Source organism: Nocardia sp. NPDC006982 (assembly GCF_042869435.1).
Taxonomy (GTDB): Bacteria; Actinomycetota; Actinomycetes; order Mycobacteriales; family Mycobacteriaceae; genus Nocardia.
Genome location: NZ_JBIAFV010000012.1, coordinates 139422 through 162898 on the forward strand (window position 1 = coordinate 139422; position 23477 = coordinate 162898).

Genomic DNA, 23477 nt, shown 5'->3' on the forward strand with positions numbered 1-23477 from the left:
CGCCGCAGTAACAATAGTTAGGGTGTCTCGCTGTGAGCATCGACATGTCCAAGGAAACGCCGGCGGTAACCGGCTCCGATTCCACGGAAGCTGATGCCGCAGCGCATGACGCGACGGCATCGGATCCCGTGCACCCGGCGGTCGCGTCCGCGGACGCACCCCGCGGACGACTCGCGGTCACCATGGTCGCGGCCGCCGCGCTGGTCGTCGCGTTGATCGCCGCGGTCTGGTTCGGCACCGGCTGGGTGCGCGCGGCCTTCTTCACCGACGGTCCGCGCGTCGAGGCGCGCGATACCGCGCTCGCCGATGCCAGGCAGGCCGCGATCAACCTGATGTCGCTGGATCCCAATGATGTCGACGGTTCGATCAAGCTGATCCAGTCGTCGATGACCGGATCGCTGCTCGACGATGCCACCAAGACCCAGGAGCAGTTCCGCGAGCAGGCCACGCAGGCCAAGACCAGGCTGGAGTCCAAGGTCGTCGGTTCCTCGCTGACCGCGCTGAACTCCGAGCGCGACCACGCCTCCGCGCTCATCGTGCTGCAGACCACCAGGACCGTCCCGGATGTCGCGCCGTACTCCTACCGTCAGACCTGGGCCCTTGATCTGGTCAAGCAGGGGGAGGTCTGGAAGGCCGAGAAGGCGAGTCCGTTGAGTCAGCCGATCCCCTTGAATCAGCCGACTGCCGCACAGCCCGGTGCCACGCCCGCGCCCAAGCCCGGATCGTAGGAGAACCCCGTCATGGCATCTCGTCGACCAGTCAATCGGGTCACTCCCCGCAACCGTCCCACCGTCGGCCGCACGGCGGCGAACACCGGTTCCGTCACCGCACGCCGCAGCACCCGCGCGGCCGACGAAGCGACCACGAAGCGCCGGACGAAGGTCGCCGGTAGCGCGGAACCGGTCCGACCGGCTCCGCAGTCCACCGAGCAGTCGCGGCCGTGGTCGCAGCGGTTGCGTCCGGGCGCGGGGTGGGGCGTGGTCGCGGCCCTTCTCCTCGTCGCTGTGCTGTTCGGTGCCTTCGCCGCGGTTGCGGCGTTCCGTCCCGGCATCGACGATTCCAACGAGGCCTACGTGGACACCAAGGCCACCGAAGAGGTGACCGCGGCCGCCTCGCACGCGTTGAAGACCATCTACGCCTATGACGTGAACAAGCTCGACGGCTACAAGGATGCGGTGCACGGTGTCGTCACCGGGCAGATGCTCGCCGATTTCGACAAGTACGCCGATACCAATCTCGCCGCCCTGAAACAGGCGCAGACCAGCGCCGATGCCCTCGCTGACCCGATCGGGGTGACCTTGCTCACCCAGGACAGGGCCGAGCTGCTGGTGAACTTCGTGGTCAGCGCGAACAAGAACGGCGTTGCCCAGCAGAGCGCCTCCGGCCCGATCGTGCTGAAAATGCAGAAGGTGGACGGCAAGTGGCTGGCCGCGGCCATCGTCGACCAGTGATTTCGGCGGCATAAGCCCAGCGGGGCAGGGGATCTGGCTGATCACCGGGTCGGGCCCGCCACTTGACGAGTTTCGCCGGACACGTCACGCTATTCACAACAGCGGCAGCTGTCACAGTGGCTTTTCGCGCCCCGTGGCTCCCGACGCAGCCAGCGATTCGGACCCGGAATGCGGCCATAACGGTCACGGCGTGCCGCCACACGGAGGCTTGTTCGGGTGGTACTTTGACACCACCTTGCGTATGGGTGTACGGTTGGACGTTGCGCTGGCTGCCTCCTGTCCATACCTCGATTTGCATACGTAAGTTCCACCTTCCGGTGTTACTTCCGTTGTTGCCTGTTCGGGTTTCGTTCGGGTTGTATCCAGCGGAATTCGTAGCAGACAAGCGACGGTCGCGGACCACCACGCGACGCGCGTGAGGTGCTGGAAGGACGCATCTTGGCAGTCTCCACCCAGACCAAGGCAGTTGCCGGAATCCCCGGAGCCCCGTTGCGGGTGTCTTTCGCGAAGATCCGTGAACCCTTGGAGGTGCCCGGACTTCTCGATCTACAGACCGACTCATTTGCATGGTTGATCGGCTCGCCCTCGTGGCGTGAGAAAGCCGCGGCTCGCGGCGACGGCGGACTAACGGGCGGTCTGGAGGAGGTGCTCGAGGAGCTCTCGCCGATCGAGGACTTCTCCGGCTCCATGTCCCTTTCTTTCTCTGATCCTCGTTTCGAGGAGGTCAAGGCCTCCATCGATGAGTGCAAAGACAAGGACATGACCTACGCGGCGCCGTTGTTCGTGACCGCCGAGTTCATCAACAACAACACCGGTGAGATCAAGAGCCAGACGGTCTTCATGGGTGATTTCCCGATGATGACCGACAAGGGCACGTTCATCATCAACGGCACCGAGCGCGTCGTCGTCTCGCAGCTGGTGCGTTCGCCGGGTGTGTATTTCGATCACAGCGTCGACAAGGCCACGGAGAAGGACCTGCACAGCGTGCGCGTCATCCCGTCGCGTGGCGCGTGGCTGGAGTTCGATATCGACAAGCGCGACACCGTTGGTGTGCGCATCGACCGCAAGCGCCGTCAGCCGGTCACTGTGCTGCTGAAGGCGCTGGGTTGGACGAACGAGGAGATCGTCGAGCGCTTCGGCTTCTCCGAGATCATGATGTCGACCCTGGAGAAGGACAACACCGCCGGTCAGGACGAGGCGCTGCTGGACATCTATCGCAAGCTGCGTCCGGGCGAGCCGCCGACCAAGGAGTCCGCGCAGACCCTGCTGGAGAACCTGTTCTTCAAGGAGAAGCGCTACGACCTGGCGCGCGTCGGTCGCTACAAGATCAACAAGAAGCTCGGCATCCACCTCGGCGAGCCGATCACCGCATCGGTGCTCACCAAGGAAGACATCGTCACCACGATCGAGTACCTGGTGCGTCTGCACGCGGGTGATCGGGCGATGACCGCGCCGGGCGGCGAAGAGGTGCCGGTCGAGGTCGACGACATCGACCACTTCGGCAACCGTCGCCTGCGCACCGTCGGCGAGCTGATCCAGAACCAGATCCGGGTCGGCCTCTCCCGCATGGAGCGCGTGGTCCGCGAGCGGATGACCACCCAGGACGTCGAGGCCATCACGCCGCAGACCCTGATCAACATCCGTCCCGTCGTGGCCGCGATCAAGGAGTTCTTCGGAACCTCGCAGCTGTCGCAGTTCATGGACCAGAACAACCCGCTGTCGGGTCTGACCCACAAGCGTCGCCTCTCGGCGCTCGGCCCGGGTGGTCTGTCCCGTGAGCGCGCCGGTCTGGAAGTCCGCGACGTGCACACCTCGCACTACGGCCGCATGTGCCCGATCGAGACCCCGGAAGGCCCGAACATCGGCCTGATCGGTTCGCTGTCGGTGTACGCGCGGGTGAACCCGTTCGGCTTCATCGAGACGCCCTACCGCAAGGTGGTCGACGGCAAGGTCACCGATGAGGTCAAGTACCTCACCGCCGACGAAGAGGACCGCCACGTCCGTGCGCAGGCCAACTCGCCGGTCGACGCCGACGGCCGCTTCCTCGAGGAGCGCGTGCTCTGCCGCCGGGGCAACGACGAGAACGAACTCGTCCCCGCCTCCGAGGTCGACTACATGGATGTTTCGCCGCGCCAGATGGTTTCGGTCGCGACCGCGATGATTCCGTTCCTCGAGCACGACGACGCCAACCGTGCCCTCATGGGTGCGAACATGCAGCGCCAGGCCGTGCCGCTGATCCGTTCCGAATCCCCGATCGTGGGTACCGGTATGGAGCTGCGCGCCGCGGTTGACGCCGGTGACGTCGTGGTGAACGAGAAGTCCGGTGTGGTGGAAGAGGTTTCGGCCGATTACGTCACTGTGATGGCCGACGACGGCACCCGCAAGAGCTACCGGATGCGCAAGTTCGCTCGCTCGAACCAGGGCACCTGCGCGAACCAGCGGCCGATCGTGGACGAGGGGCAGCGCGTCGAGTCCGGTCAGGTGCTCGCCGATGGTCCCTGCACCGAGAACGGTGAGATGGCCCTCGGCAAGAACCTGCTCGTGGCGATCATGCCGTGGGAAGGCCACAACTACGAGGACGCGATCATCCTGTCGCAGCGCCTCGTGGAAGAGGACGTGCTCACCTCGATCCACATCGAGGAGCACGAAATCGATGCCCGCGACACCAAGCTCGGTGCCGAGGAGATCACCCGGGACATCCCGAACGTCTCCGACGAGGTTCTCGCGGACCTGGACGAGCGCGGCATCGTGCGCATCGGCGCCGAGGTTCGCGACGGCGACATCCTGGTCGGCAAGGTCACCCCGAAGGGTGAGACCGAGCTGACCCCGGAGGAGCGGCTGCTGCGCGCGATCTTCGGTGAGAAGGCGCGCGAAGTGCGCGACACCTCGCTGAAGGTGCCGCACGGTGAGTCCGGCAAGGTCATCGGCATCCGCGTGTTCTCGCGCGAGGACGACGACGATCTGCCTCCGGGCGTCAACGAGCTGGTCCGGGTGTACGTGGCGCAGAAGCGCAAGATCCAGGACGGCGACAAGCTGGCCGGCCGCCACGGCAACAAGGGTGTCATCGGCAAGATCCTCCCGACCGAGGACATGCCGTTCATGCCCGATGGCACCCCGGTGGACATCATCCTGAACACCCACGGCGTGCCGCGTCGTATGAACATCGGCCAGATCTTGGAGACCCACCTCGGGTGGATCGGCAAGGCGGGCTGGGATGTCGGCGCCGGTGTGGACGGTAATTCCCGTCCGGATTGGGCCAGGGCGCTGCCGGAGGAGATGCTGGCGGCTCCGGCCGAGTCCAACATCGCCACCCCGGTGTTCGACGGCGCTCGTGAAGAGGAGCTGACCGGTCTGCTCGCCTCGACCCTGCCGAACCGCGACGGTGAGCGCATGGTCGACGACAACGGCAAGGCGACGCTGTTCGACGGACGTTCCGGTGAGCCCTTCCCGTACCCGGTGGCCGTCGGCTACATGTACATCCTGAAGCTGCACCACCTGGTCGACGACAAGATCCACGCCCGTTCGACCGGTCCGTACTCGATGATCACCCAGCAGCCGCTCGGTGGTAAGGCGCAGTTCGGTGGTCAGCGCTTCGGTGAGATGGAGTGCTGGGCCATGCAGGCCTACGGCGCCGCTTACACGCTGCAGGAGCTGCTCACCATCAAGTCCGACGACGTGGTCGGTCGCGTGAAGGTGTACGAGGCGATCGTCAAGGGCGAGAACATTCCGGAGCCGGGCATTCCGGAGTCGTTCAAGGTGCTCCTGAAGGAGCTCCAGTCGCTGTGCCTCAACGTCGAGGTGCTGTCTTCGGACGGCGCGGCGATCGAGATGCGCGACGGCGATGATGAGGATCTGGAGCGCGCGGCCGCGAACCTGGGCATCAACTTGTCCAGGAACGAAGCCGCGACCGTCGACGATCTGGCGAACTAGGCGGTAGGGCCGGATGGCGTGCACGCCGACGACATCCGGCCTCCGCGCTCGACCAACTAGTGAACTTTTTGCTCGAATTCGACCCGAATAGGGGAAAGGAAGTTACGTGCTAGACGTCAACTTCTTCGATGAACTCCGGATCGGTCTGGCCACCGCCGAAGACATCCGCCAGTGGTCCTACGGCGAGGTGAAGAAGCCGGAGACCATCAACTACCGCACGCTCAAGCCGGAGAAGGACGGCCTGTTCTGCGAGAAGATCTTCGGTCCGACCCGAGACTGGGAGTGCTACTGCGGTAAGTACAAGCGCGTCCGCTTCAAGGGCATCATCTGTGAGCGCTGTGGCGTCGAGGTGACTCGCGCCAAGGTGCGCCGTGAGCGGATGGGCCACATCGAGCTGGCCGCTCCGGTTACCCACATCTGGTACTTCAAGGGCGTGCCCTCGCGCCTCGGGTACCTTCTCGACCTGGCGCCGAAGGATCTGGAAAAGATCATCTACTTCGCCGCCTACGTCATTGTCGGCGTCGACGAGGAGCTGCGTCACAACGAGCTCTCCACGCTCGAGGCCGAGATGGAGGTCGAGAAGAAGGCGGTCGCCGATCAGCGCGACGCCGATCTCGAGGCCCGCGCCCAGAAGCTCGAGGCCGATCTGGCCGAGCTCGAGGCCGAGGGTGCCAAGTCCGATGTCCGCCGCAAGGTCAAGGACGGCGGCGAGCGCGAAATGCGTCAGCTGCGCGACCGCGCCCAGCGTGAGCTGGACCGGCTCGACGAGATCTGGAGCACCTTCACCAAGCTGTCGGTCAAGCAGCTCATCGTCGATGAGGTGCTCTACCGCGAGCTGATCGACCGCTACGGCGAGTACTTCACCGGCGCCATGGGTGCGGAGTCCATCCAGAAACTGATGGAGAACTTCGACATCGACGCCGAGGCCGAATCGCTGCGCGAGACCATCCGCAGCGGTAAGGGCCAGAAGAAGCTGCGCGCGCTCAAGCGGCTCAAGGTTGTCGCGGCCTTCCAGGCCAACGGCAACTCGCCCATGGGCATGGTGCTCGACGCCGTTCCGGTGATCCCGCCGGAGCTGCGCCCGATGGTTCAGCTCGACGGTGGCCGCTTCGCCACCTCCGACCTGAACGACCTGTACCGCCGCGTGATCAACCGCAACAACCGCCTCAAGCGACTGATTGATCTGGGCGCGCCCGAGATCATCGTCAACAACGAGAAGCGGATGCTGCAGGAGTCCGTGGACGCACTCTTCGACAACGGCCGCCGCGGCCGCCCGGTCACCGGACCGGGTAACCGTCCGCTGAAGTCGCTGAGCGATCTGCTCAAGGGTAAGCAGGGTCGTTTCCGTCAGAACCTGCTCGGTAAGCGCGTCGACTACTCGGGCCGTTCGGTCATCGTCGTCGGTCCGCAGCTGAAGCTGCACCAGTGCGGTCTGCCCAAGCTGATGGCGCTGGAGCTGTTCAAGCCGTTCGTGATGAAGCGTCTGGTCGATCTGAACCACGCGCAGAACATCAAGTCCGCCAAGCGGATGGTCGAGCGGCAGCGTCCCCAGGTGTGGGATGTCCTCGAAGAGGTCATCGCCGAGCACCCGGTGTTGCTGAACCGTGCGCCCACCCTGCACCGCCTCGGCATCCAGGCCTTCGAGCCGCAGCTGGTGGAGGGCAAGGCCATCCAGCTGCACCCGCTGGTCTGTGAGGCGTTCAACGCCGACTTCGACGGTGACCAGATGGCCGTGCACCTGCCGCTGTCCGCGGAGGCGCAGGCCGAGGCCCGCATTCTGATGCTGTCCTCGAACAACATCCTGTCGCCTGCCTCGGGTCGTCCGCTGGCCATGCCGCGTCTGGACATGGTGACCGGTCTGTACTACCTGACCCGCCTGGAAGAGGGCGCGAAGGGCGAGTACCAGGCGGCCACCAAGGACGCACCGGAGCAGGGCGTGTACTCCTCGCCCGCCGAGGCGCAGATGGCGGTGGACCGTGGTGAGCTCACCGTGCGTTCGCTGATCAAGGTGCGTCTCACCGACCAGCGCCCGCCGAAGGCAATCGAGGCGGAGCTGTTCCCGGATGGCTGGAACCGCGGCGACGCGTGGATCGCCGAGACCACCCTTGGTCGCGTGCTGTTCAACGAGCTGCTCCCGGCGGACTACGCGTTCATCAACGAGCAGATGCCGAAGAAGCGTCAGGCGACGATCATCAACGATCTGGCCGAGCGCTATCCGATGATCGTGGTCGCGCAGACCGTCGACAAGCTGAAGGACGCGGGCTTCTACTGGGCCACCCGTTCCGGCGTGACGGTCTCGATGTCGGACGTGCTCGTTCCGCCGGAGAAGACCGAGATCATGGAGCGCTACGAGGCGCAGTCCGATCAGATCGAGAAGAAGTACCAGCGTGGTGCGCTCGATCACCAGGAGCGCAACAACGCCCTGGTCAAGATCTGGCAGGAAGCGACCGAAGAGGTCGGTAAGGCGCTGCGTTCGCACTACCCGGCCGACAACCCGATCATCACGATCGTCGACTCGGGCGCGACCGGTAACTTCACCCAGACTCGTACCCTCGCCGGTATGAAGGGCCTGGTTACCAACCCGAAGGGTGAGTTCATCCCGCGGCCGATCAAGTCTTCCTTCCGTGAGGGCCTGACGGTGCTGGAGTACTTCATCAACACCCACGGTGCTCGTAAGGGTCTGGCCGACACCGCGCTTCGTACCGCCGACTCGGGTTACCTGACCCGTCGTCTGGTGGACGTCTCGCAGGACGTCATCGTGCGCGAGCACGACTGTGGCACCGAGCGCGGCATCCTGGTGCCGATCGCGGAGAAGCAGCTCGACGGCTCGCTGATCCGGGACGCGCACGTGGAGACCAGTGCCTACGCCCGTACCCTCGCGGCGGACGCGCTGGATGCCAAGGGCAACGTCGTGGTGGGTAAGGGCGCCGATCTCGGCGACCCGGCCATCGAGGCGCTGCTCGACGCGGGTATCACCGATGTGAAGGTTCGCTCCGTGCTGACCTGCACCACCGGTACCGGCGTCTGCGCGACCTGCTACGGCCGCTCCATGGCGACCGGCAAGCTGGTCGACATCGGTGAGGCCGTCGGTATCGTCGCCGCGCAGTCCATCGGTGAGCCCGGTACCCAGCTGACCATGCGTACCTTCCACCAGGGTGGTGTCGCGGGTGACGACATCACCGGCGGTCTGCCCCGTGTGCAGGAGCTCTTCGAGGCTCGTGTGCCAAAGGGCAAGGCGCCGATCGCGGAGGTCTCGGGTCGGGTGCGGCTCGAGGACGACGATCGCTTCTACAAGATCACCATCATCCCGGATGACGGTGGCGAAGAGGTTGTCTATGACAAGCTCTCGAAGCGTCAGCGTCTGCGTGTGTTCAAGCACGACGACGGCACCGAGCGTCTGCTCTCCGACGGTGACCACGTCGAGGTCGGCCAGCAGCTGCTGGAAGGCGCGGCGGATCCGCACGAGGTGCTGCGCGTGATGGGCCCCCGTCAGGTGCAGATCCACCTGGTCCACGAGGTCCAGGAGGTCTACCGCTCGCAGGGTGTGTCGATCCACGACAAGCACATCGAGGTCATCGTGCGCCAGATGCTGCGTCGCGTGACGATCATCGATTCGGGTGCCACGGAGTTCCTGCCCGGTTCGCTCACCGAGCGTTCCGAGTTCGAGGCCTCCAACCGTCGCGTCGTCGCCGAGGGCAATGAGCCCGCGGCGGGTCGCCCGGTGCTGATGGGTATCACGAAGGCGTCGCTCGCGACCGATTCGTGGCTGTCGGCGGCATCCTTCCAGGAGACCACCCGAGTCCTGACCGACGCGGCCATCAACTGCCGCTCGGACAAGCTCATCGGCCTCAAGGAAAACGTGATCATCGGCAAGCTGATCCCGGCCGGTACCGGTATCAACCGCTACCGCAACATCCAGGTCCAGCCGACCGAAGAGGCTCGTGCCGCCGCGTACGCGGTGCCGTCCTACGACGACACCTACTACAGCCCGGACAGCTTCGGCGCCACCACCGGTGCCGCGGTCCCGCTCGACGATTACGGTTTCAGCGACTACCGCTGACCCGGTAACAGCATTCGGCCCCCGCTCTCCGGAGCGGGGGCCGTTTCGCGTCGTACGGAGGATTTACGGGTGCCAGGTCGCCTGTGTGGCTGTTTGTGTTCATCCGTAGGTTGCGAGGTAGTGGGGTGCGTTTGTCACGATGAGGTGCATGCGGTGGTATGCGGTGGGTCTGGTCGGGTTGTTGGTGGCCGCTGCCGGTGCGGCTTCGGCGGATGGGCCGGGGCACAGTTTCGATCTGCAGGCGCATCGGGGTGGTGCCGCGCTCGTTGTGGAGAACACATTGGCCGCGTTCGCGAATGCGTTGGAACTCGGGGTCAGCACGTTGGAATTGGATGTGCAGATCACGGCGGATGGGTTTGCGGTGGTCACGCATGATCGGGATCCGAGTCCGGATAAATGTGTCGATACTGCGCCCGCGTTTCCGGGCGATCCGAAGTTCCCGTATGTGCCTGGTGCACAGTTCATTCGGGATCTGACACTGGCTCAGGTGTGGACGATCGATTGTGGATCGAAGCAATTGGCCGCGTTTCCGAATCAGCGAATCGTGCCGGGGGAGCGAATGCCGTTGCTGTCGGAGGTATTCGAGCTGGTGCGGGCCTATCGAGCCGATGATGTGAAGCTGAATGTCGAGACGAAGGTCGAGGCCGGGGCGCCGGAGCAGACCGCGCCGCGGGAGCAATTCGTGCAGGTGGTCGCGGCGCAGGTGCATCGGGCGCATTTCGAAAATCGGGTGACCATACAGAGTTTCGATTGGGGCGCGCTGATGCGGATGCGACAGGTGGCGCCGGATTTGCCGATCGTCGCGCTGACCAACGGGCAGCAATTTCTGCAGGAAGGTCGGCCGGGTGCGTCGCCTTGGTTGGGCGGGATCGACATCGACGACTTCCCTGGCACATTGCCGGAGAAATACGTCGCGGCCGCAGCGTCTTTCGGCGCGAATGTGCTGTCACCGGTACACGGCAGTCCGCAGGACGGCACGGTCGAGGATCCGGGCTACGCGGCGTTCACAACCGCCGAACTGGTCCGCGCCGCACACGAGTGCGGCATGACGGTGGTTCCGTGGACGGTCGACGATCGCCCCACCATGACCGCGCTGATCGATCTCGGCGTGGACGGCCTGATCACCAACCGCCCGGACCTACTGCGCACCATCCTTGCCGAACGCGGCTACCGGTTGCCAAGGGCGTATCACCGATGACGTACTCGCGGGCAGGTTTTGCCTGCGATGTGGCACTTTTCCTCGAACCCCGCCGGTAGCCAGTTACCCGATTGCAGGAGCGGATGGCTCGGGAACTGAGTGTGTGCCGCGAGTGCGAAAATCAGTACGGCCCATGGGCTTTGGACTTGGAGGAGATGTGGATTGCCGTTTCGGTCCGGATAACGGCAGATCAGTCGGTCGGGCCCGGGCATATCCACCATTTCCAGACCCGCCCAATGCACCGAGAACGAATGATCGGCGTTGTAGCAGTACATCCGCCGGTCCGAAACCATTACCGAGCCGGGGCGTTCGGCCACCCAGCGCGGGCGCAGTCCCGCCTCGGCCTGGCGGCGTCGCGAGCGGTTCGCCATGGCATTGCCGAGATGGACCGCCGCCACGAAGGACAGCGTGCCGACTGCCGTCACGCTGTTGCGGTTCCAGGTTCCGTCGCCGACCGCCCGCCACTGAAACCAGACGGCAGGGCCCTCGGCCAGGCATATTTCGTCGGCTTCGGTTCGGACCATGGTGGCTCGGGGCGGCAGTTCGGCAAGCCGGTCGTGCAGCAGGAAGTCGATGACACCGCAGGTGTACAGCAGATGGTCGTCGGCCGTGGTCCAACCCACCTGCTGCGCGATGATCCGATCGATATCGGAGGTCGGGTCGTACATCGGCCCTACCGCCCGATCGGCCGCAGACACATCGGCTTTCCCTCTGCTTTCCGCGCCAACGCCGTCATGCAATATCCAATCGCGATAGACATGCCACCGTTGTCAATTGTGCCCAAGCCGAGCCGATCGCGCGATCATCGGCCACGGTGCAAGGTTGTGTTCGTAGGCTGGTACAGCCCGAAATGCCGGGCCCGGCCGCCGACTTCGAGACGGGATCCCCACCCATGACCTATGGACAACAGCCCGGCTATGGCTACCCGCCGGCCCAGCCGCAGTTCGAACCACCGGCACATCTGGGCTTCGCGGTCGTCGCCACGATTATCGGCACGCTGACCTGCCTGGTGGGAACGGCGCTCGGGCTGGTCGCGATCGTCTTCGGCACCCAGGTGCATTCGAAGTGGATCGCCGGCGACATCGCCGGCGCGATGGACGCGTCGAAGAAGGCACGAGGCTGGGCGATCGGAGCGATGGTCGCGAATGTGCTGTGCGTGGTACTCGGACTCGGCTACCTGGTCGTCACGCTCACCCAATCCTCTTCCTGACCCGGTGGACAACCGCCATCCCGCCGGGGTATGAAATTAGAACACGTTTCAGTTCGGTGGGAGATGCGATGGACGACGCGACCATGGGCGATCTGGTGATGGCCGGATTTCAGAAGCTGGGATTTATCCAGTTCGCCGGTATCGAAGGGGTGGAGTTCAGCGCGGGCCGCAATGTCGTGACGATCGCGCCGAAGCCCGAACATCTCAACCACAACGGTGATCTGCATGCCGCGGTGCTGTTCGGCCTGGCCGAAACGGCGGCGATGGGCGCGTCGATCTCGGGCATCGTCGATCTCATGGGTGAGACGTTCATCGTCGCCCGCGACGGCCGGATCGAATATCTGGCGCGGGCCAAGGGCGAGGCGGGTCCGTTCCTCGCGACGTCCGAGTTGACCGCCGAAACCCTGGAAAAGGTCCGCGCCGACATCGCGGCGCGGGTCGATGTCGAGCTGGAGGTGCCGGTGAATATCACCGATAGCACCGGAAAGTCCGTTGCGGCATCGGCATTCACGGCGGTCATTCGGCCACGGCGGAAGTGATCGAATGACCCGGTCGGGAGGGCGGCCCGAGCGCGCGCCCTCCCGTAAACCACGTCAGCGCTCGCTGTCCAGCAGCGCCATCTGCGCTGCCGCATAACGCTCGCCCGCGATCTGATCCGCGGGCACCGCGGCCTCGATGGTCGCCAGTTCGTCGGCGCTGAGCTGGATATCCACGGACCCAAGGGATTCCGACCAGCGCTGACGAGTGCGCGCGCCGAGGATCGGCACGATATCCGTGCCCCGGGTCAGCACCCAGGCAATGGCGAGCTGTGCGACCGAAACATCCTTCTCCGCAGCGATATTCGCGAGCGCGTCGACCAATTTCAGGTTCTGGTCGAGATTTTCACCCTGGAAGCGCGGGCTGTGGGCGCGGAAGTCGGTCGGCGCGAAGGTCGCACCCGGGCGCACCGAATCGCTGAGCAGACCACGCGACAGCACACCGTAGGCCGTGATGCCGATGCCGAGTTCCCTTACCGCGGGCAGGATTTCGGTCTCGATCCCACGGGAGATCAGCGAATATTCGATCTGCAGATCGGCGATCGGGTGCTCCGCGGCGGCCCGGCGAATGGTGTCGACGCCGACCTCGGACAGGCCGATGTGCCGGATATAGCCCGCCTCGACGAGTTCGGCCATGGCGCCGATGGTCTCCTCGATCGGGACATTCGGGTCCAAGCGCGCGGGACGATAGATGTCGATGTAATCCACGCCGAGGCGCTGCAGGCTGTAGGTGAGGAAGTTGCGCAGCGCGACGGGCCGATTGTCGCTGCCGCCCCAGGTGCCGCCCGGCCCACGCAGTGCACCGAACTTCACGCTGAGCACCACGTCCTCGCGGGGACGCTCGGCAATGGCCTTGCCGATCAGCATCTCGTTGTGACCGGCGCCGTAGAAATCGCCGGTATCGATGAGGTTGGCGCCGGAGTCCAGTGCGGCGTGGATGGTGGCAATCGATTCGGCGTCGTCGGCGGTGCCGTACATGCCGGACATGCCCATGGCGCCGAGTCCGATGCGGCCGACCGTCGGGCCGGTGTCGCCGAGCTTGGTGGTGATCTTCGATGTCGTCATGGGATAAGCCTGACCCCTGCTGAAGGGTTGCGGGAGAGATCGCTTATCGGGGGACCGGCGATCCCTGGCTGGGCGACGGGTATTGCGGGACAGTGGTGACATGGACCGATCCGAACTGGCCGATTTCCTGCGTAGGCGTCGCGAACAGCTGACGCCCGCGGACGTCGGGCTGCCACCGGGAGTGCGCCGCCGCACGCCCGGCCTGCGCCGGGATGAGGTGGCGATGCTGGCGGGGATGTCCACCGACTACTACACGCGCCTCGAACAGTCCCGGGGCCCGCGGCCTTCCACCCAGGTGCTGGCCGCGCTGGCGCGGGCGCTGCGTTTCAGCAATGACGAGCGCGACCATCTCTATCACCTGTGCGATCACGCGCCGCCCGGGCGCGAGGTGGCCGATAAGCATGTCGCTCCGGGGATCATGCATGTGCTGGCCAAGCTCGACGACACCGCGGCCACCGTCATCACCGATCTCGGCGAGGTCCTGGTGCAGAACCGGATGCACACCCTGCTGGTCGGCGACCACGCGAATCGGCGTGGCTGGGACCGGTTCTACGCCTGGCGCTGGTTCACCGACCCGCAGTCGCGTTCGATCTTCCCCGAGGACGACTGGGATCGGTTGGGCCGCAACCATGTCGCGGATCTGCGGGCCACCGCGGCGCGCCGATCCGGCGATGCCGACGTCACCGAATTCGTGAGCCGATTGCGTGCCGCGAGTACGGAATTCGAGCAGCTGTGGCACGAACACGAAGTGGCGGTGCGGACTTCGGATATCAAGCGGATCCTGCACCCCGAGGTGGGCGCGATCGATACGGTCTGCGAAACCCTGCTGACCCCGAACGCGGCACAGCGGCTACTGGTCTATATGCCGCGTCCGGGTACCGATGCCGCGGAGAAGCTGGATCTATTGCGAGTCATCGGAACGCAGCGCCTGCTGCCGCACGACGATATCGGCTCGCTCAGGGATTGAGATCGAAGTAATCCATCGCCGCCTGAACCGCCGGTTCACCACCACCGGCGGACAGACCGGCGAACGCACCGATGGCCCCGCCGACCACAGTCATGACCGGGACGGTGACGAAGTCGAAGACGAAGAGACCGAGCGGGAAACCGAGGACGAATCCGATGGCCGCACCGATCGCGGCACCGGTCAGCACCTGCGGCATGGACTTCTCGACCTGATCGAAGAAGCGCTGCTCGGTGCTCACCTCCCGCACCGGATCATCGGTCGTGCTGATCGGGGTGAGCGAGAGCCGGGAGCCCGCCGCATCGATGGCAGGCACCAGATCGATCCGATGTCCGGCGATCTTCACCGCGGTCGGCAGCGCGGCGACCACATGTCCGTTGGCATCGGTCAGCGAGATGACCTTGTTGTCGCGGACCAGGTCCCAGCGTCCCTCGGAAATCGTCGTCACCACGGCGTGGCGGTTCTCGGTCGCCGCGACGTGATAGCCGATGTGCTGGAAGAAACCCTGCAGGTCGAGTGGCACGTCGGCGGTCGAATTCGGTGCGGGCGGTGCGGGTTCCGCGTGTACGACGCCGGTGCCGATCGTGGTGGCCGCGAGCGCAAGCAGTGCCGTCGCGGCGATTCTGGAGATCCTCATCCTGCTCTTTCATCCGACCACCGGCGCGGAATGTCCGGTTTGTTCCGAACGAAGATACCGTTTCGTGATCGGATGTTGAAGGGTTTCCGTCCCGAACTCCAACGCATTAGAGAAAGTCCCGATTGTTTTGTGGTGCTTCGGATTCAGCTCCTGGCCGAACCCATGCGACGTTTACGGGGCTTCAGGTGCAGACCGGGCAGGGGCGGGGCCGGAATGCGCTGTTCCGGTGTGTGGCCCGCGATATCGGCGAAACGCTCGACAACGTGTTTCTCCCAATCGTTTCGGGCCTCGACGATGTCCTCATGGCTACGGCCGACGAAGTTCCACCACATCACCAATTCCTCGCCGAACGGCTCGCCGCCGATGAGCGCGAAATGCGCGCCCTCGGCGCTGCTGAGCCGCAACTCCTCGCGTCCGGTGCCCAGGTAGAGCAGTGGGCCGGCGGTGATTTCGGTGCCGTCGGCTGTGACACTGCCCTCGATCACCATCAGTGCGTGCTCGAAATCGGGATCCAGGGCGATGGCGGTGTCGGTGCCCGGTTCGATTCGCACATCCGCCCCGACGATCGGCGTGTACGCCTTGGCGGGCGAGGTGAGTCCGGCGAACGTGCCGATCAGCACGATCGCTCGCACCCCGGGTGCCTCGTAGACCGGCAGCTCGCGATGCTGTTCGAAATGCGGATCGATCCCGAGGCTGTTGCCGGGCAATGCGATCCACAGTTGCAGGCCGTGCCCGGCGTGCGCGCCCGCGACGCCGTATTCGGAATGCGCGATGCCGCGACCGGAGGTCATCAGATTCAGCTGTCCCGGCTCGATCTCCACATCGGAGCCGATCGAATCGCGGTGGCGGATGCGTCCGTCGAACGGCCAGGTCACCGTCTGCAATCCGATATGCGGATGCGGATCGATATCCGGTGACGCACCCGTCTTGGTAACCGTGGGCGAGCCGAAATGATCGAGGAAGCACCAGGCGCCGACAGTCGGCAGATCACGTTGCGGCAGTACGCGTTCCACATAGACGCCGCGCACCCCGCCCAGCGGGACCTCGCGCGCCGGATAGAGCTCGGCCACCGGACCGGGACCCGGTGTCGCCTCGCAGACCGCTTCCTCCGGATGCGGATCGAGGTCGCTCATCGGGTAACGCCCTTGCCGACCACATGCTCGTCGTATTGCGGATGCTTCTCCAGGTAGGCCTTGATGAACGGGCACAGCGGCCGGATCACACGGGCGCGGGCGATCGCATCCTCGATCGCATTCTTGGCCAGGATGGTGCCGAGGCCTTTACCGGAAAACGCGCCATCGATCTCGGTGTGGATGAACACCGTCTCGTCGTCGCGCTCCTCGTAGTCGGCGAATCCGGCCAGTTCGCCGCCGTAGAACACCTCGTAGCGCTTCTTCTCGTCGTTGCGGGCGACCTTGCTTTCGGGCGTCGATTCGGTCATGGTCGGCTTCTCCTTCGTCGGGCGGACCGGGTGTTTGCTCAGGATCGACACGCGGTTGAACGCGCCGATCGTGGTGGCGACCCACAGGATCGCCGAGACTTGCTCATCGGATAAATGCTCGCGTGCCAGAGCGTACTCACGGTCCAGCGTGGCCTCGTCCGGCAGCGTGGTGGTGAGTTCGGCGAGTGCCAGCGCGGCCCGCTCCAGCGGCGTGAACAGTTCGGTCCGTCGCCATGCGGACAGCACGGCGAGTTCGCGCTCGGTGGCACCCGCCGCGACGGCGGCGCGATGGTGCACGTCCAGGCAATAGGCGCAGCCGTTGAGCTGCGAGACGCGCACGTTGATCAGTTCGATGAGCCTGCGGTCGAGTCCAGCCGCGGCACCGGCCGCGCGGACCGCGCTTGCCACGGTGTTCAGCGCTCGAAACGCCTCGGGTGTCTGCTTATCGATGAACACGCGTCTGCCGGAGGACTCCATGGTCCGGATACTAGAGCAGCACGGTTCCCGGACTGCGGTCCGGTTCACCGTGCTGCGTTGGGGATCAGGCGACCTCGTGGAACCGGCGGAGTTGGAACGGCTCGATCAGGATCTCGTTCAATACGACCGCGGCCTCCTTCAGATGCGGGGTTTCGAAATGCGTCGCGAGCGCCGCTTCGTCGACCCACTCCTCGAGCAGCACCACCCGACTCGGATCGCTCGGGTGCAGATACAGCTCGTAGGCGATGCAGCCCGCCTCGGCGAGCGTCGGCGCGACCAAATCCTCGAGCGTCTCGCGCAGTTCGGTCTCGTGACCGGGCTTGGCGGTGAACCGGACATTGAGCGTCAGCGTGGACACCGATGCCTCCTGATCTGCTGGGTGGTCCGTCATTCCCGGCCGACCGAGGTGAAAGACATATCCGCGTACCGGTCGCCGGCCACCTTGTCGGCGATCGGGTCCAGCATGGCCAATTCGTCGGCGGTCAGCGAAATGGTCGCGGCGGCGACGTTATCGGCGAGCCGGGTGCGGCTGCGGGTGCCCGGAATCGGGACCACCGTCAGCCCGTGCACATCCGCCTGGGCATGCACCCACGCCAATGCCACCTGCGCGAGCGAGATTCCGCGCTCGTCGGCGATGGCGCGCAGCGGAGCGAGCAGTTCGGCATTGTGTGCCGCGTTGTCGCCCGAGAAGCGCGGCTGCCGGTGCCGGAAGTCCGCACCATCTGCCAATTCGCCTGCCGCGGTGAAGGATCCGGTGAGGAATCCGCGACCGAGCGGTGAGTACGGCACGAATGCCACGCCGAGTTCGGCGGCGGCGGGTACCGCACTGTGCTCGACATCCCTGGAGAACAGCGACCATTCGGACTGCACGGCCGCGATCGGATGCACCGCATGGGCCGCGCGCAGTTCCTTGCCGGTCACCTCGGACAGGCCGAGTGCCCGAACCTTGCCCTGTGCGACGAGTTCGGCCATCGCGCCGACCGATTCCTCGATCGGGACCGCGGGATCGCGGCGGTGCATGTAGTACAGGTCGATGGTGTCGATGCCGAGGCGGCGCAGGCTGGCATCGACCGCGTTGCGGATGTATTCGGGAGAGTTGTCGATGCCGCGGTAGGTGGGATCGTCGGCCTTGCGGACGATGCCGAACTTGGTGGCGAGGACCACCCGGTCGCGGTTGGCGCGCACGAAATCGCTCAGGAATTCCTCGTTGTGACCGGAGCCGTACATATCGGCCGTGTCGAACAGGGTGACGCCGAGTTCCAGCGCGCGATCGAGGGTTGCCCGCGATTCGGTGAGATCCGACGGACCGTAGGCATCGCTGATTCCCATGCAGCCCAGGCCCTGTGTGCCCACTTGGATGCCACTGGCGCCCAATGCTGCAGTCGGAAGTGAGCTCATATTTTGATCCCTTCGCATGGTTGCGTGAGTGCGGCCGGTTTGACGGCGGCGGTCTTGCCCTCGTACAGGTCGATCTTGTAATCGAGTACGGCCAGGGTCTGACGGAGTTCGTCGATCTTGGCGAGCACCTCCGAGCGGGTATTGCGGAACATCTGCAGCCGCTCGGGCACAGTGGACTCCCCCTCCCGCACCAATTCGGCGTAGCGGACCATGTCCGCCACCGACATCCCGGTGGTGCGCAACCTGCCGATCAACGCCAACCACTCCAGATCGCGATTGCTGAACCGCCGCTTCCCGGCGTGATCGCGCCCGATGTAGTTCATCAGCCCGATCCGCTCGTACCAGCGCAGCGTGTCGCGACTCAGTCCCGACCGATCGGCGGCCTCGCCGATCGAATACTGCGGCTTCTCCCGATCCACATCGACGACTTGCTGATCACCGACAACCTGACCTACGGCTCCACCCACTGCACTCGCCCTTCTCGATGAACACAACCGACGCTAATAACCTGGAGCGCACTCCAAGCAAGCCCCAATTCTGCCGAACCTCGGTTTTGGTTGCAGCCGTGCCGGTAGCTTGCGTGGGACACTGGAGCCGACAGAGTGGGGCGAGCTGAGGAGCCAGGGTGACGGCACTTCCTGAGCCGGTACGGCGACTGGCTATTGCCGCGCCACAGCGGCCGCTGACTATCGCCGATTACGTGGACTTGCGGCGGTCGAGCTCGGTTTGCCGTGATGCGGGAATCCCGCACTACTGGATCATCGATTCGACGCCGCCGATGAGTCTGCTGGCCTTGTCGCTTACCGAGGAACTCGGCTATGTCGACAGTGGCGAGGTTACGGAAACCTTCACGACTACATCGCAGTGCCCGATCTCGATCCAGCTCGACAAGCTGGGGTGACCGAGCAGGTTGCGGCCATCCCCGCACGCTTGGTCGCGATGCGGGGCCGAATCATCGATCGGACGGCTGCTGCTCTGCGGACTCAGTCGCGCTTGGGCAACTGCTGCACTGCCCATTTGTTGCCATCGGGGTCGGTGAAGAAGGTGAACAGGCCCCAGCCCATATCCACCACCGGCGACGCGTCCACACCCGCCGCGACCAGTTGCTGGTACGCGTCCTCGGCGCTCGCGACGACCACCTGCATGCCTTCGACGCTGCCCGGTGCGGCGTCGGTGATGCCCTCACCGATGCAGATGGAACAGCCGGAGCCGGGCGGGGTCAGTTGGACGAAGCGCAGGGTCTCGTCGACGCGGTGGTCGTGGTCGGCGTTGAAGCCGATCTTGGTGTAGAAGTCCTTGGCGCGGTCCACGTCGGTCACCGGAATTGCGACCAGTTCGATTTTCCAATCCATCTCGAGAGCATCCCATCAGCTCGACGGCGAGAACGGGTTTTCGCACCTACCCTGGTGACATGCCAGGTAAGGACATCGACCGGATCAGGGCCCGCTCGGCCTGGGCCACGGTCAAGGAAAGCCCCGTGATCACCGCTATCGCGGTGGCGCCGTTCGTGCTGGCGCTCGGCGTCGTGTGGTGGCTGCTCGGCGGATTCGCCGCGTTCGTGCTGCTCGTCGTCCTCGGCGTCGTCGTGGTCGTCGGCGGCAAACTATTGCACTGACGCCGTCCGCGATCAGCGCGGAATGTGGAAGCGCACCAGATCGCCGGTGCCCTCGTCCACCTGTGCCCACGGCCGGTCGAATTCGAGCACCGCGAGCGCCGACGTGGGGAATTTTCGGCTGAGCTCGATCGCCGGATCGGAGTCGCGATTGCTCGCCAACTCCCATGCCGTCCACGGCATTCCGGGCGCATGCCCGATGACCAGCAGCGTCGTGACATCGTCATCGCTGAGCTGGACCAATTCGATGAGCGTGCGCGGCGACGCCTCGTAGATGCCCGCCTCGTAGACCACCGGCGCGGTGACTCCGGTCGCCGCCAGCGTTTCCCGCGTGCGGGTGGCGGTCGAGCACCGTACCGCATCGATCGGCGGCTGGGTCTCGCGTAACCACTGACCGGCAAGTCCAGCCTCGCGTTGACCACGCGGAGCGAGCGGGCGTTCGTGATCGGAGATACCGTCGGGATAGGACGACTTACCGTGCCGCATGAGGATCAGAGTCCGCACCATGGAGATACCGTAAGCCCTCCGGAGGAGAGGTCTCGAACACACTCGAGGCAAACTGAAAGCGGCATCACAATCACGGCGCCTCATGGGGCACCCCCGCCGGCACCGTGACGATGACGCTCCCGACCACTCCCGACCCCCTTGGGTGGCTATAGCCCAGGTACATTTCGAGGATCTGCACAATATGGCCTACGTAATCACGCAGCGTTGTTGCAACGACGCCAGCTGCGTCACTGAGTGCCCGGTCGATTGCATCCGTCCCACCCCGGACCAGCCGGAATTCGCGACGACCGAGATGCTCTACATCGACCCCGACACCTGTATCGACTGCGGTGCCTGCGTCGACGCGTGCCCGGTGGAGGCCATCTTCTCCGAGGATGATCTGACCGCGTCGCTGGCCAGGTTCCGTGACATCAACGCCGCCTACTTCCAGCGGCATCCACTCGAATCGAACTTCGATCCGATCGTCACGCCCGCGCGTCCGCCCAAGGAACTCGGCACGCTGCGCGTCGCGATCGTCGGCGCGGGACCGGCGGCCTGTTACGCGGCCGACGAGCTGCTGCGCCGCTGCGATGTCGAGGTCGAGATGTTCGATCGGCTGCCGACTCCGTGGGGTCTGGTGCGCGCGGGCGTCGCCCCCGACCACCCGGGCACCAAGACGGTCTCCGGGCTGTTCGAGTCGGCCTTCCGGCGCGAGACGCTGCAGTACTACCTCAATGTGGAGGTCGGCTCGCACATCACCCATGCGGAACTGCTGGCCCACCACCACGCGGTCATCTACGCCGTCGGCGCGTCCTCCGACCGCCGTTTGGGCGTGCCGGGCGAGGATCTGCCGGGCAGCCATTCCGCGACCGAATTCGTCGCCTGGTACAACGGCCATCCGGACTACGCGGATCGCAAGTTCGACCTGTCCGGTGAGCGCGCGGTGATCGTCGGCAACGGCAACGTCGCCCTCGATGTCGCCCGCGTGCTGACGGTGGACCCGGACGAACTCGCCAAGACCGATATCGCCGACCATGCCCTGGATGCGCTGCGCGGCAGCAATATCCGCGAGGTCGTCGTGCTCGGTCGGCGCGGTCCGCTGCAGGCGGCCTACACCTCGCCGGAGTTCCTGGCGCTGACGCATCTGAAGGGCGTCGATGTCATCGTCGAGGAGGCCGATCTGACGCTGGACCCGGGCAGTCAGGCGCTGTTGGACGATCCCGAGGTCGAGCCGTCGCTGGAGCTCAAATACACCCTCGCCAAGGAATACGCGGCGGGGCGGCGCGATCCGGCCAACAAGCGGATCGTCTTCCGCTACCTGGTCTCGCCGACGGCACTGCACGGTGCCGATCACGTCGAGTCGGTGGAGTTCGCACACAACGAATTGGTCAGCGAGAACGGCCAATTGGTGGCGCGCACGACCGATCGCAGCGAAACCCTGGACGCCGGACTGGTTTTGCGTTCCATCGGCTACAAGGGCAAAGCGATCAAGGATCTGCCGTTCGACGAGCGCCGCGCGGTCGTTCCCAACGAGCACGGCCGCGTCATCGGCGAGGACGGTGTTCCGATGCCCGGTGTGTACGTGAGCGGCTGGATCAAGCGTGGTCCGCGCGGTGTCATCGGCTCAAACCGCATCGACTCCGAGGAGACCGTCGAGCACCTGCTCGCCGACTTCACCGCGGGCAAACTCGGTGTGCCACAGGCCGATCGGGCCGCGCTGAAGGCGCTGATCGGACAGCGGCAGGCCGATCTGGTCGACCGTGAGGGCTGGAAGGCGATCGATACGGCGGAGAAGTCCGCGGGTAAGGCGTCGGGCCGGCCGCGGGTCAAGCTCACTACCCGTGAGGATCTGCTCAAGGCCGCGCGCGGCTGAACAGCGACCGGCTCCGTTCCAGTGAACGGAGCCGGTTTTCTTTACAGCGGCATGATGCGCACGACGGTCGTGGTGGTTCCGCCGACCACGAACCACAACCGAAGCACCGGCCGTCCGGAGCGGTCGCCCGGTTCGTAGCGGCTGCGCACGGCGACATGCTGACGAGCCAGCACCGGCGCGACATACTCGATCACCGCGCGATGCGGCCCTGCGACCAGCTTGGGGTATTCGACCAGGAACTGTTCCACCGCCTGCCAGTAACAGGCATTGTTGACGTGGTTGTACTGGTCGATATCGGTGGCCCGCACCGGGAACGGCATATCGGTATCCGATTCCGGCGGGGTGGCTTCGGTGAGATAGGGCCGCCAGCGCAGGCGGTGCTCATTGGTGGTCTGCGCCAGGTAGGACAGGCCCTCGTCGCTGATCCTGGCGGGCATGTTGTTGGACTCGCTGATATTGATCCAGAAGCCCTCGGTCTCGATCAATCCGCCGTTCGCACTGGTGATGCGTACCCGCATATTCGTCCACCGGGTGGACATGCTCGAACACCACCGCAGCAGCCGCACCTGGTCGGGCCACAGGATCGGCCGGATGACGTCGATGACCGTGCGACGCACGATCCAGCTCGGATCGGTCGTATGCAGATTCGTCTGTTGCAATTGTTCCCAGGCAATGTCCTGCAGATAACGTGCGACTGCGTCGAACCGCAAGCGGTTGTACGGATCGACATCGCCAGCCCGGATGGGCCACGCCGAAGCAAACCCCATGCCCTCCTGGGGAAGCGGGGCGAGTGGCTGATCGAGTGACACTGGTGCTCCTCGCGCTGCACGGTGTGCCGCGTTCTCTTACGCTGCTGTTCTGAGACGACTTTACGGGGCGCGCGTCACACACTCGCGTCGAGCCGCCTCTACTCACCGTTGTCGGTCCCACGGGGCAGTATGGGGCCATGCCCGACTCCGACCTCCCCGCAAAACTCGGCAAACCGGCCGAACGCGCCCTGGCCGCCGCCGGAATCCACCGCCTAGCCGACCTGACCGCATGGACCGAACGTGATCTCGCCGCACTGCACGGCGTCGGTCCCACCGCCATCGCCAAACTCCGCGCCGCCTTGGCCGAACGCAACCAGAGCTTCGCCTGAT

The 23477-nt window shown here is 65.2% G+C and carries 23 protein-coding genes and 1 pseudogene; 12 read left to right on the forward strand and 12 right to left on the reverse strand.

Annotated features, from left to right (window positions below; genetic code table 11):
* Positions 1 to 32 precede the first annotated feature (32 nt).
* From ACFYOW_RS35420 to ACFYOW_RS35440, 5 genes are all read left to right on the forward strand, one after another.
* Positions 33 to 728, forward strand: coding sequence for a hypothetical protein (locus ACFYOW_RS35420; protein ID WP_387294399.1), 696 nt, complete (start codon positions 33 to 35; stop codon positions 726 to 728).
* Positions 729 to 740: 12 nt separating this feature from the next.
* Complete coding sequence (locus tag ACFYOW_RS35425; protein WP_387294400.1) at positions 741 to 1451, forward strand: hypothetical protein; 711 nt, start codon at positions 741 to 743, stop codon at positions 1449 to 1451.
* A gap of 420 nt (positions 1452 to 1871) precedes the next feature.
* Positions 1872 to 5381 carry a DNA-directed RNA polymerase subunit beta gene (locus ACFYOW_RS35430; RefSeq protein ID WP_387294401.1) on the forward strand — a complete coding sequence of 1170 codons (3510 nt, stop codon included), beginning with the start codon at positions 1872 to 1874 and terminating at the stop codon, positions 5379 to 5381.
* Between the two features lie 106 nt (positions 5382 to 5487).
* Positions 5488 to 9441 (forward strand): DNA-directed RNA polymerase subunit beta', encoded by a 3954-nt coding sequence (locus ACFYOW_RS35435; RefSeq protein ID WP_387294402.1) that lies wholly within the window; start codon positions 5488 to 5490, stop codon positions 9439 to 9441.
* 148 nt (positions 9442 to 9589) lie between these two features.
* The gene (locus ACFYOW_RS35440; RefSeq protein WP_387294403.1) at positions 9590 to 10639 is read left to right on the forward strand and encodes a glycerophosphodiester phosphodiesterase family protein; all 1050 of its coding nucleotides are present in this window, start codon (positions 9590 to 9592) and stop codon (positions 10637 to 10639) included.
* Here ACFYOW_RS35440 and ACFYOW_RS35445 read toward each other — a convergent pair.
* Entirely contained in the window at positions 10630 to 11337 is a 708-nt protein-coding gene (locus ACFYOW_RS35445) for a hypothetical protein (RefSeq protein ID WP_387294404.1), read from the reverse strand. The genes ACFYOW_RS35440 and ACFYOW_RS35445 overlap by 10 nt on opposite strands.
* A gap of 194 nt (positions 11338 to 11531) precedes the next feature.
* Here ACFYOW_RS35445 and ACFYOW_RS35450 point away from each other — a divergent pair, with 194 nt between their 5' ends.
* Together ACFYOW_RS35450 and ACFYOW_RS35455 are read left to right on the forward strand one after the other, a co-directional pair.
* Positions 11532 to 11849, forward strand: coding sequence for a CD225/dispanin family protein (locus tag ACFYOW_RS35450; RefSeq protein WP_387294405.1), 318 nt, complete (start codon positions 11532 to 11534; stop codon positions 11847 to 11849).
* A 68-nt stretch (positions 11850 to 11917) separates the two neighbouring features.
* Complete coding sequence (locus tag ACFYOW_RS35455; RefSeq protein ID WP_387294406.1) at positions 11918 to 12388, forward strand: PaaI family thioesterase; 471 nt, start codon at positions 11918 to 11920, stop codon at positions 12386 to 12388.
* A gap of 54 nt (positions 12389 to 12442) precedes the next feature.
* Here ACFYOW_RS35455 and ACFYOW_RS35460 read toward each other — a convergent pair whose 3' ends face one another.
* A complete protein-coding gene (locus ACFYOW_RS35460) occupies positions 12443 to 13450 on the reverse strand; it encodes an aldo/keto reductase (RefSeq protein WP_387294407.1) in 1008 nt (335 codons plus the stop codon).
* A gap of 100 nt (positions 13451 to 13550) precedes the next feature.
* Between ACFYOW_RS35460 and ACFYOW_RS35465 the strand changes: the two genes are divergently transcribed.
* Complete coding sequence (locus ACFYOW_RS35465; protein WP_387294408.1) at positions 13551 to 14417, forward strand: helix-turn-helix transcriptional regulator; 867 nt, start codon at positions 13551 to 13553, stop codon at positions 14415 to 14417.
* Here ACFYOW_RS35465 and ACFYOW_RS35470 read toward each other — a convergent pair.
* From ACFYOW_RS35470 to ACFYOW_RS35500, 7 genes and pseudogenes are all read right to left on the reverse strand, one after another.
* Positions 14407 to 15051 carry a hypothetical protein gene (locus tag ACFYOW_RS35470; RefSeq protein ID WP_387294409.1) on the reverse strand — a complete coding sequence of 215 codons (645 nt, stop codon included), beginning with the start codon at positions 15049 to 15051 and terminating at the stop codon, positions 14407 to 14409. The genes ACFYOW_RS35465 and ACFYOW_RS35470 overlap by 11 nt on opposite strands.
* Before the next feature lie 143 nt (positions 15052 to 15194).
* Positions 15195 to 16184: a pirin family protein gene (locus ACFYOW_RS35475; protein ID WP_387294410.1), complete on the reverse strand. Its 990-nt coding sequence runs from the start codon at positions 16182 to 16184 to the stop codon at positions 15195 to 15197.
* Positions 16181 to 16492: a GNAT family N-acetyltransferase gene (locus ACFYOW_RS35480; RefSeq protein WP_387294476.1), complete on the reverse strand. Its 312-nt coding sequence runs from the start codon at positions 16490 to 16492 to the stop codon at positions 16181 to 16183. Before ACFYOW_RS35480 ends, ACFYOW_RS35475 begins: the two co-directional genes overlap by 4 nt.
* 18 nt (positions 16493 to 16510) lie before the next feature.
* Positions 16511 to 16969 (reverse strand): annotated as a pseudogene (locus ACFYOW_RS35485) (carboxymuconolactone decarboxylase family protein); the annotation flags it as partial.
* 64 nt (positions 16970 to 17033) lie between these two features.
* Positions 17034 to 17327, reverse strand: coding sequence for a putative quinol monooxygenase (locus ACFYOW_RS35490; protein WP_327093977.1), 294 nt, complete (start codon positions 17325 to 17327; stop codon positions 17034 to 17036).
* A gap of 29 nt (positions 17328 to 17356) precedes the next feature.
* Positions 17357 to 18367: an aldo/keto reductase gene (locus ACFYOW_RS35495; RefSeq protein ID WP_387294411.1), complete on the reverse strand. Its 1011-nt coding sequence runs from the start codon at positions 18365 to 18367 to the stop codon at positions 17357 to 17359.
* Positions 18364 to 18834, reverse strand: coding sequence for a MerR family transcriptional regulator (locus ACFYOW_RS35500; protein ID WP_387294412.1), 471 nt, complete (start codon positions 18832 to 18834; stop codon positions 18364 to 18366). Before ACFYOW_RS35500 ends, ACFYOW_RS35495 begins: the two co-directional genes overlap by 4 nt.
* A gap of 158 nt (positions 18835 to 18992) precedes the next feature.
* Here ACFYOW_RS35500 and ACFYOW_RS35505 point away from each other — a divergent pair, with 158 nt between their 5' ends.
* Positions 18993 to 19268, forward strand: a complete 276-nt coding sequence (locus ACFYOW_RS35505) for a hypothetical protein (protein WP_387294413.1) — start codon at positions 18993 to 18995, stop codon at positions 19266 to 19268.
* Between the two features lie 82 nt (positions 19269 to 19350).
* Here the strand turns inward: ACFYOW_RS35505 and ACFYOW_RS35510 are convergent, their stop codons facing one another.
* Positions 19351 to 19719 carry a glyoxalase superfamily protein gene (locus ACFYOW_RS35510; protein ID WP_387294414.1) on the reverse strand — a complete coding sequence of 123 codons (369 nt, stop codon included), beginning with the start codon at positions 19717 to 19719 and terminating at the stop codon, positions 19351 to 19353.
* 59 nt (positions 19720 to 19778) lie between these two features.
* Between ACFYOW_RS35510 and ACFYOW_RS35515 the strand changes: the two genes are divergently transcribed.
* A complete protein-coding gene (locus ACFYOW_RS35515; RefSeq protein WP_062983850.1) occupies positions 19779 to 19982 on the forward strand; it encodes a hypothetical protein in 204 nt (67 codons plus the stop codon).
* A 12-nt stretch (positions 19983 to 19994) separates the two neighbouring features.
* Here ACFYOW_RS35515 and ACFYOW_RS35520 read toward each other — a convergent pair whose 3' ends face one another.
* On the reverse strand, positions 19995 to 20486 hold the full coding sequence (locus tag ACFYOW_RS35520) for a histidine phosphatase family protein (RefSeq protein ID WP_063047403.1): 492 nt from the start codon (positions 20484 to 20486) through the stop codon (positions 19995 to 19997).
* A gap of 181 nt (positions 20487 to 20667) precedes the next feature.
* On the opposite strand from ACFYOW_RS35520, the gene ACFYOW_RS35525 reads away from it, so the two are divergent.
* The gene (locus tag ACFYOW_RS35525; RefSeq protein ID WP_387294415.1) at positions 20668 to 22338 is read left to right on the forward strand and encodes an FAD-dependent oxidoreductase; all 1671 of its coding nucleotides are present in this window, start codon (positions 20668 to 20670) and stop codon (positions 22336 to 22338) included.
* Positions 22339 to 22379: 41 nt separating this feature from the next.
* Here ACFYOW_RS35525 and ACFYOW_RS35530 read toward each other — a convergent pair whose 3' ends face one another.
* Positions 22380 to 23147, reverse strand: coding sequence for an acyl-[acyl-carrier-protein] thioesterase (locus tag ACFYOW_RS35530; protein ID WP_387294416.1), 768 nt, complete (start codon positions 23145 to 23147; stop codon positions 22380 to 22382).
* A gap of 137 nt (positions 23148 to 23284) precedes the next feature.
* Between ACFYOW_RS35530 and ACFYOW_RS35535 the strand changes: the two genes are divergently transcribed.
* Positions 23285 to 23476, forward strand: a complete 192-nt coding sequence (locus tag ACFYOW_RS35535; RefSeq protein WP_387294417.1) for a DNA-binding protein — start codon at positions 23285 to 23287, stop codon at positions 23474 to 23476.
* Position 23477: the final 1 nt, after the last annotated feature.

Excerpts from the sequence above, each read along its gene's own strand:
- ACFYOW_RS35495 (WP_387294411.1), bottom strand. The coding sequence starts at position 18,367 with ATGAGCTCACTTCCGACTGCAGCATTGGGCGCCAGTGGCATCCAAGTG.
- ACFYOW_RS35455 (WP_387294406.1), top strand. The coding sequence starts at position 11,918 with ATGGACGACGCGACCATGGGCGATCTGGTGATGGCCGGATTTCAGAAG.
- ACFYOW_RS35480 (WP_387294476.1), bottom strand. The coding sequence starts at position 16,492 with ATGACCGAATCGACGCCCGAAAGCAAGGTCGCCCGCAACGACGAGAAG.
- ACFYOW_RS35450 (WP_387294405.1), top strand. The coding sequence starts at position 11,532 with ATGACCTATGGACAACAGCCCGGCTATGGCTACCCGCCGGCCCAGCCG.
- ACFYOW_RS35465 (WP_387294408.1), top strand. The coding sequence starts at position 13,551 with ATGGACCGATCCGAACTGGCCGATTTCCTGCGTAGGCGTCGCGAACAG.
- ACFYOW_RS35425 (WP_387294400.1), top strand. The coding sequence starts at position 741 with ATGGCATCTCGTCGACCAGTCAATCGGGTCACTCCCCGCAACCGTCCC.
- ACFYOW_RS35440 (WP_387294403.1), top strand. The coding sequence starts at position 9,590 with ATGCGGTGGTATGCGGTGGGTCTGGTCGGGTTGTTGGTGGCCGCTGCC.
- ACFYOW_RS35525 (WP_387294415.1), top strand. The coding sequence starts at position 20,668 with ATGGCCTACGTAATCACGCAGCGTTGTTGCAACGACGCCAGCTGCGTC.
- ACFYOW_RS35535 (WP_387294417.1), top strand. The coding sequence starts at position 23,285 with ATGCCCGACTCCGACCTCCCCGCAAAACTCGGCAAACCGGCCGAACGC.
- ACFYOW_RS35470 (WP_387294409.1), bottom strand. The coding sequence starts at position 15,051 with ATGAGGATCTCCAGAATCGCCGCGACGGCACTGCTTGCGCTCGCGGCC.
- ACFYOW_RS35510 (WP_387294414.1), bottom strand. The coding sequence starts at position 19,719 with ATGGATTGGAAAATCGAACTGGTCGCAATTCCGGTGACCGACGTGGAC.
- ACFYOW_RS35460 (WP_387294407.1), bottom strand. The coding sequence starts at position 13,450 with ATGACGACATCGAAGATCACCACCAAGCTCGGCGACACCGGCCCGACG.
- ACFYOW_RS35520 (WP_063047403.1), bottom strand. The coding sequence starts at position 20,486 with ATGGTGCGGACTCTGATCCTCATGCGGCACGGTAAGTCGTCCTATCCC.
- ACFYOW_RS35475 (WP_387294410.1), bottom strand. The coding sequence starts at position 16,184 with ATGAGCGACCTCGATCCGCATCCGGAGGAAGCGGTCTGCGAGGCGACA.
- ACFYOW_RS35515 (WP_062983850.1), top strand. The coding sequence starts at position 19,779 with ATGCCAGGTAAGGACATCGACCGGATCAGGGCCCGCTCGGCCTGGGCC.